Below are 19,503 nucleotides of genomic sequence, written 5' to 3' on the forward strand. Positions count from 1 at the left end.
ATAGCATGTCTTAAGAACAAAAAAGAGCACACACCTACAATCGCTTAGGGCTGCTGGATTCCTCCCCTGACCCGCTTCACGCGCAGATGTTGCTCCGAAGAATATTATATCATAAAAATTTAATTATGCAAATCAGCAATGTTCTTTAGCAGCACGTTTAGCTGCTTTTTTCTTTTCACGATTTTTACGGAAAAAATCTTGCATGATGCCTGCACATTCAGCCTCGAGAATACCCGTTTCAACCTCCACACGATGATTAAGACGAACATCTGTCAAAATGTCGTAAAGACTTCCAGCACCGCCGAATTTCTGATTGGCTGCTCCGTAAATCACTTGTGGAATTCGGGCAAGCCCAATCGCTCCGCTGCACATCACACATGGCTCGATAGTCACAAAAAGTGTGCTGTCTAGCAAACGCCAGTTACCTTCGTTTTCATTGGCTTCGTTGATTGCCATGATTTCAGCGTGCAAAATAGCCATCTGCTGCTCTTCACGCGCATTGTGCCCGCGTCCAATAATCTCACCATCTTTGACAATAACACAGCCAATTGGAATTTCTTCTTTTTCTAGCGATTTTTGTGCTTCCTTAAGCGCTTCTCGCATGAAAAACTCTTTTTCTTCCTGTGTAAATTCAGCCATTAGAGCTCCCCAATTTGCCATGATTTGTGAGGCTCTGCCAAATCAACAGGAACATCTGCAGCAAAACCTTGTGCTTCTTCTTTAAGCACTTGAAGATGATTTTCAGCAGAAATGCCTTGTGGTGGAACTGGTGGTGTGTGTGTCAAAACAAGTGATTTCACACCCGCAGCTTTGGCAATTTGCCCTGCTTCTTTGGTTGTCAAATGCGCTGGGTGATTTTCATTTCCTGCATAAAGGTAAACATCTGCCAAGAAAAGGTCAGCACCTGCGGCGAATTTTTCCAAGCCATCAAAATAACCTGTATCACCAGTAAAGACAAGGGTTTGACCAGTAGCACGTTCTACGATACGAAAAGCGTAGCAAGGCACTGGATGAACAGTCTTGATAAATGTAATGTCAAATGGACCAATGTGTTCAACACCATTGACATCATAAGCTCTACCTTCAGACACACCAGGCAAAGTCAACTTAGCAAATTCAGATTCATCTTCTTTATGACCATAAATCGGCAAAACTTTCGGTGCCCAAAGGTGTTTTGGATAAAGTTGGAAATAATGGCGGAGCACGCCAAGATCCGCAATATGATCAGGATGATAGTGTGAAATAATCACTGCATCCAAATCAAGTGGACTGATTTCTTTTTCTAGTTCTGTGACAGCGCGGCTTCCACAATCCATAAGCAATTGAAAACCATCTTCACTTGTAACAAGATATGAAGTTGTTCCGCCGTCTTTGTAAGGGTATGCGCCCCAGCAACCAAGTGTTGTGAGTTTCATAGTAGACTCCTTCTCTAGTATTACTTACTCACATTATAACAAAAAATGAAGTCTTTTTTCAAAAAGGTAAATCACTTAACACGCTACTTGAGACGGGATTAATTTATCTTTGAATTTATAGGCAATCGTTGCTGCGACAACTGATTTAATCGTATCTCCTGGAATAAAAGCTAGATTTGATAAAAGCGAAGCTACTAACGATGTATGTGTGTAAACTGACAAATAAACCGCACCAACAACATCCACAAAAATCATACCGCCAAGTAAAATGGCAATAAGATTTGCCACAAAGCTTGTCTTTTTAAAAATGGCTAAAATTCCTGAAATTACCATCGGTACAAACAACCAAGCAATGACATAGCCAAGCGTTGGTCCAGCAAAAACAGCAAACAAAGTGCTACCTGAAAATGCTGGAATGAACATCCCTAAAAGATAAAATAAAAGAATCGACAAGGTTCCCTTTTTCCAACCCAATAAAATTCCAGCCAGCATAACTCCCAAATTTTGCAACACAATCGGAACTGGAATAAAGCCCAAAGGTATAGCAGGAATGAATCCCAAAATCACTAAAATTGTTGACATCATCGCAATGTAGAGCAAATCTCTCACGTTTTTCATAAACTACTCCTTAAAATAAATGGTCTCGTGCACCTGGCACTTCGGATTAAAGGCATGATGACAATATGGACAAGCTCCCTTTTTATACTCATCAAAAGTTAAAAAATGCCGACAGCTCCCACAAATGACGGGCGCTACATCTTCTTTTGACACTGGTTCAAAAGGGTGATTTTGCAACTGATTGTGACACTGATAGCAAGCAAAATATTCCTTACATTTATTGCATTTTAAGGCAACGACATCACACTTTGTATGATAATGCAGGCATCTTCCCTCACTATCAAGTCCAATTCCATAAATCATAATCATCACCAACCTTTTAACAAAGTTTACTACTTCATCGATTTTTAGTCAACTAATTTTTGTAATTAGGTTAACACTTTTTAAAAATAGACATAGCTAAAACTAAAAAAAGCCTAGAACAAAACTGTTCTAGACTCTGTAGTTATTAGAAATTACGGTCGCTACGGTTGTAACCATAACGTTCGAAGAAATCTTCACGGAATTCCAAAAGATTGTCATCCATGATTGCTTGACGAACTTTTTTCATCAAGTTTACAAGGAAGTAAAGGTTGTGGTAACTTGTCAAACGAAGACCAAATGTTTCATCAGCTTTAAGCAAGTGACGAATGTAAGCACGTGTGTAGTTACGGCAAGTGTAGCAATCACAATCGTGATCAAGTGGTGTAAAGTCTTCAGCGTAAGCAGCATTTTTAACAACCAAACGACCTTCACTAGTCATACATGTTCCGTTACGAGCGATACGTGTTGGAAGGACGCAGTCAAACATATCGACACCGCGGATAACACCATCAATCAAGCTATCTGGTGCACCAACCCCCATAAGGTAACGAGGTTTATTTTCTGGCAACATTGGCACTGTGAAATCAAGTACCGCGTTCATTTCTTTGTGTGATTCACCAACAGCAAGACCACCGATTGAGTATCCTGGGAAGTCCATACTTACCAAATCATTTGCTGATTGACGACGAAGATCTTTGAAACCAGCACCTTGAACGATACCAAAAAGACCTTGGTCATGTGGACGACGGTGTGCTTTCAAACCACGTTCAGCCCAGCGGCTAGTACGTTCAATTGATTTTTTAACGTAATCATATGGTTGATAAAATTGTGGACATTCATCAAAACTCATCATGATATCTGAACCCAAATTATTTTGGATTGAGATGGCTTTTTCTGGAGACAAGAACATTTTTTGACCGTTAAGGTGGTTTTTAAATGTTACCCCTTCTTCAGTGATATTACGAGACTCAGCCAATGAGTAAACTTGGAAACCACCGCTATCTGTTAAAATAGCTTGGTCCCAGTTCATGAATTTGTGAAGACCGCCAGCGCGAGCGATTAATTCATCACCAGGACGCAACCATAGGTGGTAAGTATTTGACAAAATGATACCTGAACCCATTTCTTTGAGTTCTTCTGGTGATTGTGTCTTAACTGTGGCTTGTGTTCCAACAGGCATGAACATTGGTGTTGGAAATGTGCCGTGTGGTGTGATAATTTCACCCAGACGAGCACCTGTGTGTTTTTCTTTCTTAATTAAACGATATTTAATCGGATAATCTGTCATCTTTTTTCTCCTTGCTATCACAAAAAACAGTTGTGGGCATTTTTTATTATCGTCATGATTAAACAGTAATCAGACTGAGAAAATCTGAAAAAACTTCCAGATTTTTACAATGCATTGCTTAAATAGCGCAACCTTTACGATTTTACCAAAAATCACATTTTTTGTCATGTTTACCTCTTATCGTGTGACTTCTCTAATACAAGGTGCTATAATGAAAGCGTGGAAGTAATACATTTTACGGAATTTTTTAAGGAGGTTCATATTATGAAAGCTTCAGAAACTCGTCAAAAAGCTAGAGAATTTTTGAAAACTCTCTCTGGTAAGTACCAATTGTTTCTTGTTTCTATCATTTTAGCTATTTTAACAATTTCAATTAGCTATACAGAAACATATCATATTAATGGTACTACAGTTAATGCTACTGCATCTGTTCCAGGTATTGTTTCAATTCTATCAGCATTATTCCTTGCTTCAGCAAGTTACGCCGTGCTTGATGTTATTCGCCACAAACGCGACCATGTTGAAGTAGGAGATAACATGCGTGTTTTCTCAAATGAAATATTTGGAAAATATGTAGTAACTGCTATTGTCAAATGGGTATTCCTATTCCTATGGTCTTTAATCGGTATTGTAGGTTCTATCATCTTTGTTGCAGGAGTTACAGCAACTACTTCAAATAATTCTAACGGTGGCATCTTTGTCACTATCATTGGATTTGTTCTTATGGTTGCAGGTTTTGCTCTTTCAATCATCAAACAATATTCATATAGCATGACAACATACGTCCTTTATGACGCTGTTCAAAATGGCACTTATGAAGGTCCACGTAGTGTTATCAACAAGAGTACAGAATTAATGGCTGGTAACAAATGGCGCCTATTCTGTCTACAATTTAGTTTCATCGGTTGGTACATTTTAACTGCACTAACTTGTGGATTGCTTTACTTCTACACATTACCATATACAACTACAGCAGAACTCTTCTTCTACGAAGATTTAATTGCTAAAGCTGAATAAATGAAATAAACCCCAGCTTAGCTGGGGTTTTTTGTGTACAAAAAAGAAGATGTTAAGACACCTTCTTTTTATTTCTCTTCACGATAAGCCATGAATGGTTCGCCAGCTGCTCTAAGCTTTTCTTGGCAATTTGGGCAAATACCATAAGCAGTCAACTGAACCTTGGTAATCATATAACCAGTTTGTTCATAGGCTTCTTTACCGATGTCAATAGCGTCCACATCCATAAAGTCTGCAATATCACCACAACATTTACAAACGATGTTGATATGCTGATGTCCCATAAAGTCATAGTAAGTTGTTGTGTCGTTAGTCACTTTCAACTCAGCAACAAAGCCCTCTTCGACAAGGACTTTCATGTTGTTGTAAACCGTCGCTAAACTCATATTTGGATGTTCTGGCAACAAGTCTTTATATATCTTTTCAGCACTTGGGTGCTCATGACTATTTATGATATAAGCAATAATGGCTTTACGAGTCTCCGTAATACGAATGTGCTTTTTCCTGAGATGCTCAATGACATTTTCATAGGCATCCAAAGGACGGTGATGGGTATGAATGTCCATTATGGCTCTCCTGTTCTATTTATTTAAAATCATTATAACATAGTTTAATTTTTGCATGTCTTGACACGCTCATTCATTTTATTATAAAAATCAGACGATTTCAAGTTTTCATAGCAAATCTTCACTTTTTTAACAGGGAAAACCACAATTTCAGTATTTTCATGACAACAAAAATGAGAAAATCCATTTTGAAAGAATCCTCTCATTTTCAATGTTATTTACAAATTTTGATATTCAATTTTGATGCACTTGTTCATGACAATTTTGTCACGTCCTGCAGCTTGTAAAATGTCAGCCGCTTCTTGGCTTTCTAGACCTAGCTGAGCCCAAAAAATATCAGCATCCGTTTCGATAAAATCTTTGGCAACTTCTGGGAGAAACTCACTTCGTCTGAAAACATCAACAATGTCAACGTGAACGGGAATGTCTTGGAGTCTAGCATAGGCTGTCTCACCAAGTACCTTCTCACCCGCTAAACGTGGGTTAACTGGGATAATCGTATAACCTGCTTCTTGCATCACCTTAGAAACACTGTAAGCTGGACTATTTTCACGCTTGGAAAGTCCCACAACAGCAATGTTTTTGGCACTTTTTAAATAATCAGCAATCACATCTTGGCTAGGATTTTGAAATGTTGTCATCTGGCTGCCTCCTAAGAACGATTTTTTCTTAAGTATATCACAGTTGAGAAAAAATAAGATGACAAAAACTTGCCACCTTATTTTAATATTATTTTGCTTCGTACCATGTTTGTCCAGCACTTTCGTCTGCCACAAGTGGGACAGAAAGTTCGATGGCTGATTCCATGGTTTCTTTGACTAATTTTTCAATAGCTTCTAGCTCGTCTTTTGGCACTTCAAGGATGATTTCATCGTGCACTTGTAGAAGCATTTTTGTCTTGAATTTACCTTCAACTAAAGCTTTATCAAGGTTAATCATAGCAATTTTGAGAATGTCGGCTGCGCTACCTTGAATTGGCGAGTTAATGGCTGTACGCTCAGCAAATTGACGCACGTTGAAGTTACGAGCATTGATATCTGGCAATTCACGACGACGGTGGAAGAGCGTTTCAACATAACCTTTATCTTTAGCATCACGCACCACGCGCTCCATGTAGTCTTTAATACCTGGATAGCGTTCGAAGTAAGTCTCGATGTATTGTTTAGCTACTTTACGTGGAATACCCAAGTTATTAGCAAGACCATAGTCTGAAATACCGTAAACAATACCGAAGTTTACTGCTTTTGCGCTACGACGGTCATTTGGTGTGACGTCTTCTGGTTTTTCAATGCCAAAGACACGCATGGCTGTTGACGTATGAATATCTGCTCCTTCGTTGAAAGCTGCAATCAAATGTTCATCATTTGAAATGTGAGCAAGCACGCGCAACTCGATTTGTGAGTAGTCAGAACTTAGAAGGACTTCGTCTGCTGTTTCCGGGACAAATGCCTTACGAATCAAGCGCCCTTGTTCCAAACGCACTGGAATATTTTGCAAGTTAGGGTCAACACTAGACAAACGTCCTGTCTGCGTCAAATCTTGAAGATAGCGAGTGTGAATTTTTCCATCTTTTAAGATGAAATCTTGCAAACCAACGATGTAAGTTGATTGGAGTTTTGCGATTTGGCGGTATTCCAAAATCTTAGATACGATTGGTGAGATTGGTGCCAAGCGTTCCAAAACATCAACTGCTGTTGAATAACCAGTCTTAGTTTTCTTAGTATAGCTTGTTGGCAATTGCATCTTTTCAAAGAGCAGTTCACCCAATTGTTTTGGCGAGTTAATGTTAAATTCCATACCAGCAAGGTCATAGATTTCTTGTGTCAAGTTGTCAATGACTGCCTGGTTGGCTTTTTCCATTTCTTGGAGCGTTTCTTTTTTAACTGAAATACCCGCAATTTCCATCTTAGCAAGAACATTTGCTAGAGGTTGTTCCATGTCAAAAAGAAGGCTTGCTTGTTGATGCTCTGTCAACTTATCTAGCATGACTTTTTCAGAATGGTTCAAAACCACAATCTTACGCGCTAAATGGCTGAGCAGCACTGCTTTATCTGGGACAGCACGTTTGACACCCTTACCATAAACAGCTTCATCGCTATCAAGGACGTACTCTGTGTACAAACGAGCAATGGTTGACAGTTCATTATCATCAACGGTTGATAAAAGGTATTTTGCTAAACGGCTATCAAAAGCTGGCGCTGGCAAATCAATACCTAAATGGCTAAGAAGAACTTTGCTACGTTTAAAATCGTAAGTTTTTATTGGTTTAGCTAGCGCTGCTTTAAACAAATCATCTTTTAGAAGTTCAAGATTTGTTGAGGCATAGATAGCCTTGTCATTTCCCCAAGCAAAGCCAATGATGCTTTCAACGTGATAATTATCACCCAAGATTTCAAAATAGAAAAATTGGTCATCAGTGAACATGTCTGCACTCAAACTGTCCACTTCAGTGTAGGTCACATCAAATTTTTCTTGTTTCTTAGCAGCACCAAGATTATCTTTAAACTGTTTGAAGCCCATTTCATCATAAAATGGCACAAGTTTTTCCAAATCAGGTCCAGTGTAGTCGATATCATCTAAACCAATCGCAATCGGCGCAGTGATATTGATTGTCGCCAAAGTCTTAGACAAGAAAGCTTGTTCTTTATCGTTAATCAAGTTTTCTTTCATCTTAGATTTCTTCATGCCGTCGATGTTTTCATAAACACCTTCAAGACTACCGTACTCTAAGAGAAGTTTAAGACCTGTCTTTTCACCGACTTTAGTAACACCTGGAATGTTATCAGATTTATCACCCATGAGAGCTTTTAGGTCGATAAATTGTTTTGGCGTGATGCCCATTTTTTCCATGAGATAAGCTGGAGTGAATTCTTCAAACTCAGCGACACCTTTTTTAGAAATCTCAACGGTTGTGTTGTTATCCGCAAGTTGGATAAGGTCTTTATCTCCGCTGACGATGGTTACATCATATTCATCTTCGTTCTCTGCTAATTTATCCAAAGTTCCGATGATGTCATCAGCTTCATAATTTTCCAACTCATACCAGCTGATACCAAGTGCTGTCAGCATTTCACGGATGTATGGCAACTGCTCACGGAATTCATCTGGTGTTTTGGCACGACCAGCTTTGTAATCTTTGTACATTTCTGTACGGAAAGTTGTCTTACCAGCATCAAAAGCAACCAAAACATGCGTTGGCTGAATTCTTTCTAATAAGTGATTGAGCATAAGGTGAAAACCGTAAATGGCATTTGTATGAAGACCTGCTCGGTTTTTAAAACGATCAATCTGATTATACAGTGCGAAAAAGGCACGATAAGCTACAGATGACCCATCGATTAATAATAATTTTTTCTTGTTTTCCATGGCTTTATTATAACATATATTGACCACATCTGATTTTTAAGAGATTAATTCTTTTACTTAAGATTCATTTAAGCAAGTCTCCTTATACTATACTCATTCCTAAAAACTTTCACAGCTAGCATTGCTAGCTTGCATTCACCCGAAACCTCCCAAAACAACTGGGTGGATGCATCCTTTTTCATAATCTCCTTAAAGTCTAGCCGCCTCGGTTAGGCTTTTTGAAATTTAAAAACAGCAATCTTTAAAAGATTGCTGTTTTATTATAATCCATTTAACAAAAACATTAAAATCGGAATAACAAGCATGGTTAAAATGGTTGATTCGGTTACCATGATTGCTGCGTAATCACTGTCTGCACCGTAAAGTTTTGCAACAACTGGGGCATTTGTCATGACTGGCATAGCCGACTGAATAATGAAGACTTCTTTCATCAGTTGTGGCATTTGAGCATTTTTAACGATTAACATCATCAAAAGCGGAGCGACTACAAAACGTCCAACAAGTACCAAGACATTGTCTTGTGTGAAACGCAAGCGTGACAGCCCTGCATTTGCCACCGAAATCCCGATAAAAATCATTGACAAAGGAATCGTCAAATTTCCCAGATACTGGAAATCACTGAGCAAGAAAGCTGGTAGTTTGATGTTTAGAAGAACTAAAATCACGCCAATAATGAATCCCATAAGTGGCGGAGAAAAGATTTTCTTTAGCGTGCCTCGAAAATCAAGAGTAACTTCTTTACGTCCATCCTTTTGAATCAAATACGTTCCAATCGTCCAAAAGAATGTGGTGTTGCACATGTAGTAAACCAAGACGTACGGAATGCTTTTATCCCCAAAAAGCGCTTGGTTAATTGGCAAACCAACAAAAATCGTGTTGGAATTAAAAAACATGGAAACAAATAAGCCTCGGTGCTTTTCATCAATCAAAAATAACTGAGCAACTGCCATAGCAATAGCAAGTAAAATCACCATTGAAATTGCTGGAAAACGCAGCTGCGGCAACATTTCAAGCATTTCTTTTGCCGTGAAACGTCCGACAATCGTTGATATCATGTAACAAGGAAGAGCTACTTGCGTCACTAACTTAGCTATCAAATTTGGTGCTTTGTCGTCAAACCATCCTTTTTTGGTCAAAACATAACCGACCATAACCATGACTAGAATAATTAAAACACCCGAAAAACTGCTCACAAACCGTGTCATTGCTCACTTTCCTTTTCATCTTTTTGTTTCAGTATAGCATATTTTTAACGCTTTCTTAAACACTTTTAGTAATATTATTTATTCTAGCAAAAAAGCCCGAGGACTTCGTCCCAGACTCTTTATCTATTCAATCTTATTCTTCATTTTCTGAATCGAAAACTTGCTCGACATGGTCATGAATATCTTCTTTGATTTCTTTTGTTTCAACGACTGACTCTTCACCTAATCGTTGATATTCTACTTTATCTTTCTTGGTAAATTTCTTATCATCGTCATATTTTTTAGAAATCAAGGAAATCATGCGGCGACGCAAATGTTTTTCATCTTGAACATTACTCTTTTCGCGAATCCAAGCTTGAAGTAACACAACCAGCATAACCATACCGATGTAACCAAGAACTGGGTACATAATAGAAACAAGTTGTTTGAAACCAAGGAATGACAAGGCATAACCACTAATAACAAAAATAATCAAGTAACGTTTGAATTGACTTCCACCTTGAGTTTCAGAAAAACGTTTAGCTAGTGCATAGTACAAACTAAAAGCCGTATTGAAGATAAGCCCGAACACCACAAGTGCGTAAGCTAAAGCAAACCACGGATGAATCTCATTAGCAAGTACTAGCATTGGAATATCTGCTGAAGCAAGCTTTCCAACATTGACAAATAAGACAAGTGATGTCACAGCGATAATAAGACCAACAATCGCACCACCAAGGGTACCACCTTTTTCAGCCACTCCAATACGAATGATTGAACCACCAAGGACAAAAGCCATTGATACCCCAGTCATCACACAAATGGCAAAGTAATTAAGAACTGATACCCAAATATTTGGCATATTTGTCGGCAAGGTCTTAGCAACTGCATTCAACTGAGTAAAATCAAATGATTGTCCGATAAGCGTATGACCAGCAATAATCAGCACCATGATAATAACAATCGGTGTAAAAATCCCGATAATCTGAGTAATTTTTTCAAAATCAAGAAAGCTGACAAAAATCACAAGGAGAGCACAGATTAAAGCTCCTAACCAAGTCGGTAATCCAAATTGTTGATTAAGGTTAGACCCCGCTCCTGCTAGCATGACAAAGCCGATAACATAACAAGAAACAATCAAAGCAATATCAAGCACGCGATTTGTAAAAGGATGGGCAATCTTTGAAAGCACCTCTGAGTGGTCATTCGAACGATAGTAACTTCCTAATGTCACGATAATACGCCCAAAGATAGCATTCAAAATCCCTAAAACAACAACGCCAATCATTCCCCAGACACCGAATCCGACAAAATATTGCATCAAATCCTGTCCTGAAGAAAGCCCAGCACCAACAATAATACCAACATAAGCCAGTGCAATTGATAAAATTCGTTTAACCATTTTTCCTCCTTTTTAAATCAGGCAACATTAATAGGTTATCAAAAGCAGATTAAACAAACATTACTTTTGTAACACGGGAATAACAGTTATTATTTTTTAATTAATTATTTCTCAGCTTAATTTTAACACAAAACCCCGCTAGAATGGGATTTCTAGCGAGGCTTTTTAGTATTGTATATTGAATAATTTGTAAGCTTAGATATTTGCCCAAACTGATTCAAGAATGTTAGTTTGGTCGCGGTCTGGTCCAACTGAGAATGTTGAAATGCGAACACCAACGAGTTCACCAACACGACGAACGTAGTTACGAGCATTTTCTGGAAGCTCATCTAGGCTACGGCAGCCTGTGATGTCTTCTGACCAACCTGGCAATTCTTCGTAGATTGGTTTACAACGTTTCAATTGTTCAAGACTTGCTGGGTAGTGGTCGATACGTTGGCCATCAAGGTCGTAAGCCACACAGATCTTAACAGTATCAAGTCCTGAAAGAACGTCGATTGAGTTAAGTGACAAGTTTGTGATACCTGATACGCGACGGCTGTGACGCATTACAACTGAGTCAAACCATCCAACACGACGTGGACGTCCTGTTGTTGTACCATATTCGTGACCGATTTCACGGATACGATCTCCAACTTCGTCTAGAAGTTCTGTTGGGAATGGACCATCACCAACACGACTTGTGTAGGCTTTACATACACCAACAACTTTGTTGATCTTGCTTGGACCAACACCTGAACCGATAGTTACACCACCTGCAACTGGGTTTGAAGATGTAACAAATGGGTATGTACCTTGGTCAATATCAAGCATGACACCTTGTGCACCTTCGAAAAGAACACGTTTACCAGCGTCAAGTGCATCGTTCAAGATAACTGATGTATCTGTAACGTAATCTTTGATTTGTTGACCATATTCATAATATTCTTCAAAAATGTCTTCGAATTTGATTGGTTCGCATTCGTACATTTTTTCAAATAAACGATTTTTTTCTTCCAAGTTCACGCGCAAGCGTTCAGCAAAGATTTCTTTGTCCAAAAGGTCAGCAATTCGGATACCAACACGTGCTGCTTTATCCATGTAAGCAGGGCCGATACCTTTGTTTGTTGTCCCAATTTTGTTATCACCTTTAGAAGATTCTTGCAAACGGTCAAGTTTGATGTGATATGGCAAAATAACGTGAGCACGGTCTGAAATACGAAGACTATCTGTCTTAACACCTTCATCGTGCAAATATTTCAATTCAGTTACCAATGATTTTGGATTGACAACCACACCATTTCCGATTACAGAGATTTTCTCTGGGAAGAAAATACCTGATGGAATCAAATGCAATTTGAATTTTTTACCATCGATAACGATAGTGTGCCCTGCATTATCTCCACCTTGATAACGTGCAATCACTTCAGCATCTTGTGACAAGAAGTCAGTGATTTTACCTTTACCTTCATCACCCCATTGGGTACCAACAACTACTACTGATGTCATATTCTTTTCGATATTGATACGAAATCATATAGCAAGCAAACAAAAGACGATACTAACTTATTAAGCCTGTCGTCTCTATCTCCAAGCCATAAAATCGTATCTTCATCCTTTCTCTACAACTTGGCAGGAATCTCACCTGCGAGTTTGTCTTACAATTCATTATATGACTTTTCCGTCATTTTTTCAATATTTGACGTTAAAATTTTATTTTTTCCGAACTTTTTTCAAAAAAACACTATTATATCTCAGATTTTATAACAAAGTCTGAAAATTCTAAAAACTGTATTTTGCCGTCTTTAAGCTCCGTAGCAATTCTTTGCATTTTCACAAAGTTTTCCATAGAATGAGATTACGACACTAATGGTAGCATTATCATTAAATAAAAATCACTATGAGGAAATAAAATGACCGTCAATGGTTTATTACAAAATACATCAAAATATTCGCCGATTTTGCAAGCAACATTCGGGCTAGAAAGAGAAAGTTTGCGCATCAATCAAGAAAACAAAGTCGCACAAACTAATCACCCCGACAAGCTTGGTAATCGCTCGTTTCATCCATACATTCAGACTGATTACAGTGAAGCTCAGATAGAACTTATCACTCCTATTGGAAAAACAACCCAAAATGCCCTTCGTACCTTAGGAGCTATCACAGACGTAGCTGGGCGCTCAATCAATCAAGATGAGTACCTTTGGCCGCTATCTATGCCGCCAAAACTTGGTGAAGACGATATTCATATTGCCAAATTAGACGACGCTTGGGAACGCCAGTACCGTGAGCATTTGGCTGAAAGTTATGGCAAAATTCTCCAATCTATGTCTGGTATTCATTATAATGTAGAACTCGGTAAGGACTTGGTTGCAACCTTATTTGAAGAAAGCAACTATAACTCTCTTGTTCACTTCAAAAATGACCTCTATCTTAAATTAGCCCAAAACTTCTTACGCTATCGTTGGCTTCTGACTTACCTCTATGGTGCTTCGCCAATCGCTGAAGAAGGCTTTTTAAATGCTCCTTTGAAACAACCTGTTCGTTCAATTCGAAACAGTCATCTTGGCTATGTCAACCATACTGATATCAAGGTTTCTTACCAAAGTCTTGACCATTATATCGCTGACATCGAGTGTTATGTGTCAGCCAATCAGCTTACAGCAGAAAAAGAATTTTACTCTCCTGTTCGCTTGCGCGGTAGCAAGCATGTTCGTGACTATTTGACAAATGGTGTCACTTACCTTGAACTGCGCACATTTGACCTCAATCCTTTTGATAACCGTGGAATTACTCAAGAGACACTTGATACTGTGCACCTTTTTGTTCTTGCACTTCTTTGGCTGGATAGTAGCTCTGCTATTGACCAAGACATCACAGAAGCTAGCAAGCTAAATGACAAAATTGCACTTAGCCACCCTCTAGATAAATTACCAGAAGATGCTCCTATCGAAAGCATCCTTTCAGCTATGCAAGGAATTGTCGATTACTTTGAATTATCTGACTATTATCAAGGGCTTATCGATGCTATCAAAAATCAGATTGAGCATCCTGAACAAACTATCGCTGGACGTCTGCTAGATGAGATTGACACCCTATCATTAGAATCTTTTGGGCAAAAACAAGGTCAAGCCTTTCACGATTATGCTTGGCAAGCCCCTTACGCACTCAAAGGCTATGAAAACATGGAATTATCAACACAATTATTGATGTTTGATGCCATCCAAAAAGGTGTTCACTTAGAAATCCTCGACGAAAATGACCAATTCATTAAACTTTGGCACAGCGACCACGTTGAATACGTTAAAAATGCCAACATGACAGGCAAAGACAGCTACATCACACCACTTATCATGGAAAATAAAGTTGTCACTAAAAAACTATTGTCAAAAGCTGGTTTCCCAGTTCCAAAAGGTGAAGAATTCGCTGATAAAGCTGCTGCGCTCCGCTATTTCTCACAAATCAAAGACAAAGCTATCGTCGTCAAACCAAAATCAACTAACTTTGGTCTTGGCATTTCTATTTTCAAGGAATCTGCCGACCTGACAGCCTATCAAAAAGCCTTGGATATCGCCTTTGCTGAAGATGATACTGTTCTTATTGAAGAATTCATTTCAGGTACGGAATACCGTTTTTTCGTCCTAGATGGCAAATGTGAAGCTGTGCTACTGCGTGTTCCTGCCAATGTCATCGGAGACGGCAAGCACACCATCGCCCAATTAGTAGAGTTGAAAAATCAAGACCCACTGCGTGGACGTGACCACCGTTCTCCACTTGAAATCATTGACCTTGGCGACGTTGAAAAGCTCATGCTAAAACAACAAGGCTACACGCCTGATGATATTCCAGCTGACGGAGTCCGAGTTGATTTGCGACGTAACTCTAACATTTCCACAGGTGGAGATTCCATTGATGTGACAGACATCATGCCAGACAGCTATAAAGAATTAGCTGCGCAAATGGCTGGAGCTGTTGGTGCTTGGGTGTGCGGGGTTGACTTGATTATCCCAGACAAGACCTTACCAGCTAGCAAAGAAAATCCCAACTGCGCTTGTATTGAACTCAATTTCAACCCTGCTATTTACCTTCACACTTATTGTCACGAGGGTCCAGGACAAGCACTCACACCAAAAATCCTAGCCAAACTCTTCCCTGAACTTTAGTCCATAAAATCTTTGCCACAATTACAGTCATCGCTTGTCATTCTTGACCGTTTTGCGATAAAATAAAATCAATCTTAGATAGAAATGGATTGAATATATGTCTCGACCTAGAAATAACGGAGGAGGCCTCATTATCGCTATTATCGGGGTTATCCTTCTCATTGCTTTGCTTGAAAGCTTGTTAGAAATCATTATCCCACTTGCTATCGTTGGTGGTATTGGATATGGTATTTATTATTTTGCGACCAAGCAATCACGTCTTGAAAAGGTTAATACTAAGCAACGTTTGCAAGATTTAAAAGATAGCATTCGTATTGCTGACCGCCAAGTCAAACTTTTGGACAATTATCTCGATGAAAAAAATTACACCCAATACGTTGTCAATGCGCGCCAGCTATTGCCACAAATACGTCACATCAAGTCTGAACTTAGTGAGCTCAAAGCCAAAATGGATTTAAACATCTACAAGCGTGTTCTCAAAAAAGCTGAAACCGTTGAAAAAGATATCGAATTCCAACTAGAGCGACTGGATGTCTCACCAGTAAATCCTGACATTTCTGAGGAAGAAGCTGATTTACTAAAACTCGCTCCAGAGTTAGCTCATCTTTACAATAACATTCAGCAAGACCATTTGACTATCTTGAAGAAGATTGAAAATGCTGATAACAAAGAGGAACTCACTGCTCTTCACGAGGCTGATATGGACCGCTTCCGCGATATTTTGGATGGCTATCTAAAAATCAAAAAAGCCCCGAAAAATTATTACAATGCTGATGAGCGTTTAGCAAAAGCGAAATCCGCAATGGAAAAATTTGATTTGGCTCTCGATGAAACGCTTCGAAAACTGAATGAAAGTGACTTGAAAGACTTCGATATCAGTCTTCGCATGATGGCTGACGACGATACAAACTTATAAGTTTAATGGGAGGGTATTATGGCTGATACTTTTAACTTTGACATTGATAAAATCGCAGACAATGCAATCACAAAAACAGACAAAACAACCGAAATCATCGTAGCAACTGATACTTCAGCAACTGGTCAAGTCTCTTTTTACGACAAATTGACCCCTGAACAACAATCAGCAATCACAGCCAAAGCTCCTGCTTTAGTTGATAATTTTGTTGCTGACCAAAATGCTCTGCTTGATTTTGGAACATCTGCTGTTGAAGAAGTTAACACAACCGTCAACCGCATTTTGGCTGAGCAAAAGAAACTTGAAATTCCACAAGTTGATGACCTGCTCAAAAATGCTAACCGCGAGTTAAACGGCTTTATCGCCAAATACAAAGACGCTAAGCCTGCTGAGCTCGAAAAGAAACCAAATTTCCTACAAAAGCTCTTTAAGCAAAGCAAAAATAGCCTGCAAGAATTCTATTTTGATTCACAAAATATTGAACAAAAAATGGATGGCATGGCTGCCGCTGTTGTCAAACAAGAAGAAACCTTAGCACGTAACATTGTCTCTGCTGAAATGCTAATTGAAGATAATAACAAATCTATTGAAAACTTGGTTGGCGTTATCGCCTTTATCGAAGCTTCTCAGACAGAAAGTGCCAACCGTGCGCAAGCTCTTCAAAATGAACTTGCAACACTTGATAGCGCAACGCCTGATTACCAAGTAAAATCTGACGAGCTAGCTCGCATGACCGAAGTCATCAATACGCTTGAACAACAGCACACTGAATACCTCAGTCGCCTTTACGTTGCTTGGACAACCACACCGCAAATGCGCAACATGGTCAAAGTCTCATCAGACATGCGCCAAAAACTTGGCATGCTCCGTCGCAACACCATTCCGACAATGAAATTGTCAATTGCACAGCTCGGTATTTTGCAACAATCCGTCAAATCTGGTGTGACTGCTGATGCCATTGTCAATGCTAATAACGCTGCGCTTCAAATGCTTGCTGAAACGAGCAAAGAAGCCATCCCTATGCTCGAACGCACTGCACAAAGCCCAACCGTTTCTATCCAATCTGTCACAGCTCTTGCTGAGAGCCTCGTCGAACAAAACAACGGCATTATCGCAGCTATCGACAACGGTCGAAAACAACGTGCCCAACTCGAAGCAGCCGTTGTAAAATCCGCAGAAACCATTAACGACTCTGTCAAAATTCGTGACCAAAAAATCGTCGAAGCTCTCCTCAATGAAGGTAAAGAAAGCCAAGAAGAAGTCGAAAAAACAGACGTCACAGAAGAAAAATAAACTAAAAAGCGAGGTTCTCCTCGCTTTTTTCGCTTCTCATTTTTCACTGCATGATTACGCTTTACAGCTCACAATACTAGCCCATCAATTTTGCTTTGTGTTATAATATTCTTATGGATAAACTTATAAAATCAATTTCAAAATCTGGTTCTTTCCGTGCTTATGTGCTTGATAGCACTGAGACTGTTAGAACTGCTCAAGAAAAACACCAAACACTTTCTAGCTCTACAGTTGCTCTTGGTCGAACACTTATTGCCAACCAAATTTTAGCTGCTAACCAAAAAGGAGATAGCAAAGTAACTGTCAAAGTTATTGGTGATAGCTCACTTGGTCACATCATTTCTGTGGCTGATACAAAAGGACACGTTAAAGGTTACATTCAAAATACTGGCGTTGACGTTAAGAAAACAGCTACTGGCGAAGTTATCGTCGGTCCATTTATGGGAGCTGGTCAATTCGTTGTCATCACAGACTATGGCATCGGAAATCCTTACACTTCTTCAACTCCACTTGTCTCAGGTGAAATCGGTGAAGATTTAGCCTTTTATTTGACTGAATCTGAGCAAACACCTTCTGCCGTTGGACTTAACGTCCTTCTTGACGACGAAGACAAAGTCGAAGTTGCTGGAGGATTCATGTTGCAAGTTCTTCCAGGTGCATCTGAAGAAGAAATCAACCGCTACGAAAAACGTATCCAAGAAATGCCTGCCATTTCAAAACTTTTGGAATCTGACGACCACATCGAAGCTCTTTTAAATGCTATCTACGGCGAAGACGAATACAAAGTTCTCTCTGAAGAAGAAATCGGCTTTGACTGTGACTGTTCACGTGAACGTTTTGAAAATGCCCTTATCACACTTGGCAAAGACGAACTCACAGCCATGAAAGACGAAGACCACGGCGCTGAAATCACTTGCCAATTCTGTGGTAAAACTTACAACTTCACTGAAGAAGATTTGGAGGGGTTAATCAATGACTAAACTCAGCTCATCATTTATGATTGGTGATGTTGAAATCCCTCACCGTACGGTTCTAGCACCCATGGCAGGGGTGACAAACTCTGCTTTTCGTACTATTGCCAAAGAATTTGGAGCTGGCTTAGTCGTAATGGAGATGATTTCTGAAAAAGGTCTCCTTTACAATAACGAAAAAACTCTTCACATGCTTCATATTGATGAAACAGAACATCCAATGTCAATCCAACTTTTTGGTGGCGACGCAGATGGTCTAAAACGCGCAGCTGAATACATCCAAGAAAATACAAAAGCTGACATCGTTGACATCAATATGGGCTGTCCTGTCAATAAAGTTGTCAAAAACGAAGCAGGAGCAAAATGGCTCAAAGACCCTGATAAAATTTATCACATCATCGATGAAGTCACTTCTGTTCTTGATATTCCACTTACCGTAAAAATGCGTACAGGCTGGTCAGACAACTCTCTAGCCGTTGAAAATGCCCTTGCTGCTGAATCAGCTGGTGTCTCTGCCCTTGCTATGCATGGACGCACACGTGAACAAATGTACACAGGTAAATGTGACCTTGAAACACTTGCTCGCGTTTCAAAAGCCATCACTAAAATTCCATTTATCGGAAATGGTGACGTGCGCAGCGTTCACGATGCGAAATACATGATTGAAGAAATCGGTGTTGATGCTGTTATGGTTGGACGCGCAGCCATGAACAATCCTTACATCTTCACTCAAATCAATCACTACTTTGAAACTGGTGAAGAATTGCCAGATCTTCCATTTGTCAAAAAATTGGACATCGCAGAAGATCACCTCAAACGCTTGATTGACCTCAAGGGTGAAAAAATCGCTGTCCGCGAATTCCGCGGCTTAGCCCCACACTACCTCCGTGGTACTGCTGGCGCTGCCAAAATCCGTGGAGCCGTCTCACGCGCAGAAACCATCGACGAAGTCAAAGAAATCTTTAATAGCTTGCGATGATTGGGAAATTTCACCGATAACAAACCCAAAAATAGCTGCTAAG

At 39.4% G+C, this 19,503-nt stretch carries 17 protein-coding genes and 1 other RNA gene; 6 read left to right on the plus strand and 12 right to left on the minus strand.

What is annotated here, in order from left to right; genetic code table 11:
• Positions 1 to 15: 15 nt before the first annotated feature.
• The 6 genes from ffs to tgt all read right to left on the minus strand — a co-directional run bounded on the left by ffs (position 16) and on the right by tgt (position 3,624).
• An RNA gene (ffs, locus tag ACN0NP_RS04085) (signal recognition particle sRNA small type) lies at positions 16 to 101 on the minus strand.
• Between the two features lie 31 nt (positions 102 to 132).
• The gene (gene tadA, locus ACN0NP_RS04090) at positions 133 to 639 is read right to left on the minus strand and encodes a tRNA adenosine(34) deaminase TadA (RefSeq protein ID WP_398575801.1); all 507 of its coding nucleotides are present in this window, start codon (positions 637 to 639) and stop codon (positions 133 to 135) included.
• The gene (locus ACN0NP_RS04095) at positions 639 to 1,415 is read right to left on the minus strand and encodes an MBL fold metallo-hydrolase (RefSeq protein WP_423217614.1); all 777 of its coding nucleotides are present in this window, start codon (positions 1,413 to 1,415) and stop codon (positions 639 to 641) included. Before ACN0NP_RS04095 ends, tadA begins: the two co-directional genes overlap by 1 nt.
• Before the next feature lie 75 nt (positions 1,416 to 1,490).
• A complete protein-coding gene (locus tag ACN0NP_RS04100; RefSeq protein ID WP_423217615.1) occupies positions 1,491 to 2,033 on the minus strand; it encodes a biotin transporter BioY in 543 nt (180 codons plus the stop codon).
• A gap of 3 nt (positions 2,034 to 2,036) precedes the next feature.
• Entirely contained in the window at positions 2,037 to 2,342 is a 306-nt protein-coding gene (locus ACN0NP_RS04105) for a CHY zinc finger protein (protein WP_181405672.1), read from the minus strand.
• Between the two features lie 139 nt (positions 2,343 to 2,481).
• Entirely contained in the window at positions 2,482 to 3,624 is a 1,143-nt protein-coding gene (gene tgt, locus ACN0NP_RS04110) for a tRNA guanosine(34) transglycosylase Tgt (RefSeq protein WP_021143249.1), read from the minus strand.
• Between the two features lie 264 nt (positions 3,625 to 3,888).
• Between tgt and ACN0NP_RS04115 the strand changes: the two genes are divergently transcribed.
• On the plus strand, positions 3,889 to 4,641 hold the full coding sequence (locus ACN0NP_RS04115) for a DUF975 family protein (RefSeq protein ID WP_039691302.1): 753 nt from the start codon (positions 3,889 to 3,891) through the stop codon (positions 4,639 to 4,641).
• 68 nt (positions 4,642 to 4,709) lie between these two features.
• On the opposite strand, the gene perR is transcribed toward ACN0NP_RS04115, so the two are convergent.
• The 6 genes from perR to ACN0NP_RS04145 all read right to left on the minus strand — a co-directional run bounded on the left by perR (position 4,710) and on the right by ACN0NP_RS04145 (position 12,647).
• On the minus strand, positions 4,710 to 5,207 hold the full coding sequence (gene perR, locus ACN0NP_RS04120) for a peroxide-responsive transcriptional repressor PerR (protein WP_021143251.1): 498 nt from the start codon (positions 5,205 to 5,207) through the stop codon (positions 4,710 to 4,712).
• A gap of 218 nt (positions 5,208 to 5,425) precedes the next feature.
• Entirely contained in the window at positions 5,426 to 5,848 is a 423-nt protein-coding gene (locus ACN0NP_RS04125) for a CoA-binding protein (protein ID WP_423217616.1), read from the minus strand.
• Positions 5,849 to 5,936: 88 nt separating this feature from the next.
• A complete protein-coding gene (gene polA / locus ACN0NP_RS04130; RefSeq protein WP_423217617.1) occupies positions 5,937 to 8,573 on the minus strand; it encodes a DNA polymerase I in 2,637 nt (878 codons plus the stop codon).
• Positions 8,574 to 8,833: 260 nt separating this feature from the next.
• The gene (locus tag ACN0NP_RS04135) at positions 8,834 to 9,778 is read right to left on the minus strand and encodes an AEC family transporter (protein WP_423217618.1); all 945 of its coding nucleotides are present in this window, start codon (positions 9,776 to 9,778) and stop codon (positions 8,834 to 8,836) included.
• Between the two features lie 133 nt (positions 9,779 to 9,911).
• Entirely contained in the window at positions 9,912 to 11,159 is a 1,248-nt protein-coding gene (locus ACN0NP_RS04140) for a hypothetical protein (RefSeq protein ID WP_423217619.1), read from the minus strand.
• A 195-nt stretch (positions 11,160 to 11,354) separates the two neighbouring features.
• Positions 11,355 to 12,647 carry an adenylosuccinate synthase gene (locus ACN0NP_RS04145; RefSeq protein WP_021143260.1) on the minus strand — a complete coding sequence of 431 codons (1,293 nt, stop codon included), beginning with the start codon at positions 12,645 to 12,647 and terminating at the stop codon, positions 11,355 to 11,357.
• Positions 12,648 to 13,051: 404 nt separating this feature from the next.
• Here ACN0NP_RS04145 and gshAB point away from each other — a divergent pair, with 404 nt between their 5' ends.
• The 5 genes from gshAB (at position 13,052) to dusB (ending at position 19,460) form a co-directional block, all read left to right on the plus strand.
• On the plus strand, positions 13,052 to 15,301 hold the full coding sequence (gshAB, locus tag ACN0NP_RS04150) for a bifunctional glutamate--cysteine ligase GshA/glutathione synthetase GshB (RefSeq protein WP_423217620.1): 2,250 nt from the start codon (positions 13,052 to 13,054) through the stop codon (positions 15,299 to 15,301).
• Between the two features lie 97 nt (positions 15,302 to 15,398).
• On the plus strand, positions 15,399 to 16,217 hold the full coding sequence (locus ACN0NP_RS04155) for a hypothetical protein (protein WP_423217621.1): 819 nt from the start codon (positions 15,399 to 15,401) through the stop codon (positions 16,215 to 16,217).
• Positions 16,218 to 16,235: 18 nt separating this feature from the next.
• Positions 16,236 to 17,510 (plus strand): toxic anion resistance protein, encoded by a 1,275-nt coding sequence (locus ACN0NP_RS04160; RefSeq protein ID WP_045798390.1) that lies wholly within the window; start codon positions 16,236 to 16,238, stop codon positions 17,508 to 17,510.
• A 113-nt stretch (positions 17,511 to 17,623) separates the two neighbouring features.
• On the plus strand, positions 17,624 to 18,490 hold the full coding sequence (gene hslO, locus ACN0NP_RS04165; RefSeq protein ID WP_021143267.1) for an Hsp33 family molecular chaperone HslO: 867 nt from the start codon (positions 17,624 to 17,626) through the stop codon (positions 18,488 to 18,490).
• Positions 18,483 to 19,460 (plus strand): tRNA dihydrouridine synthase DusB, encoded by a 978-nt coding sequence (gene dusB / locus ACN0NP_RS04170; RefSeq protein ID WP_027968310.1) that lies wholly within the window; start codon positions 18,483 to 18,485, stop codon positions 19,458 to 19,460. Before hslO ends, dusB begins: the two co-directional genes overlap by 8 nt.
• Positions 19,461 to 19,503 lie beyond the last annotated feature (43 nt).

Origin of the sequence: Streptococcus equinus, from assembly GCF_049393805.1 — a bacterium.
Classification (GTDB): Bacteria; Bacillota; Bacilli; order Lactobacillales; family Streptococcaceae; genus Streptococcus; species Streptococcus equinus.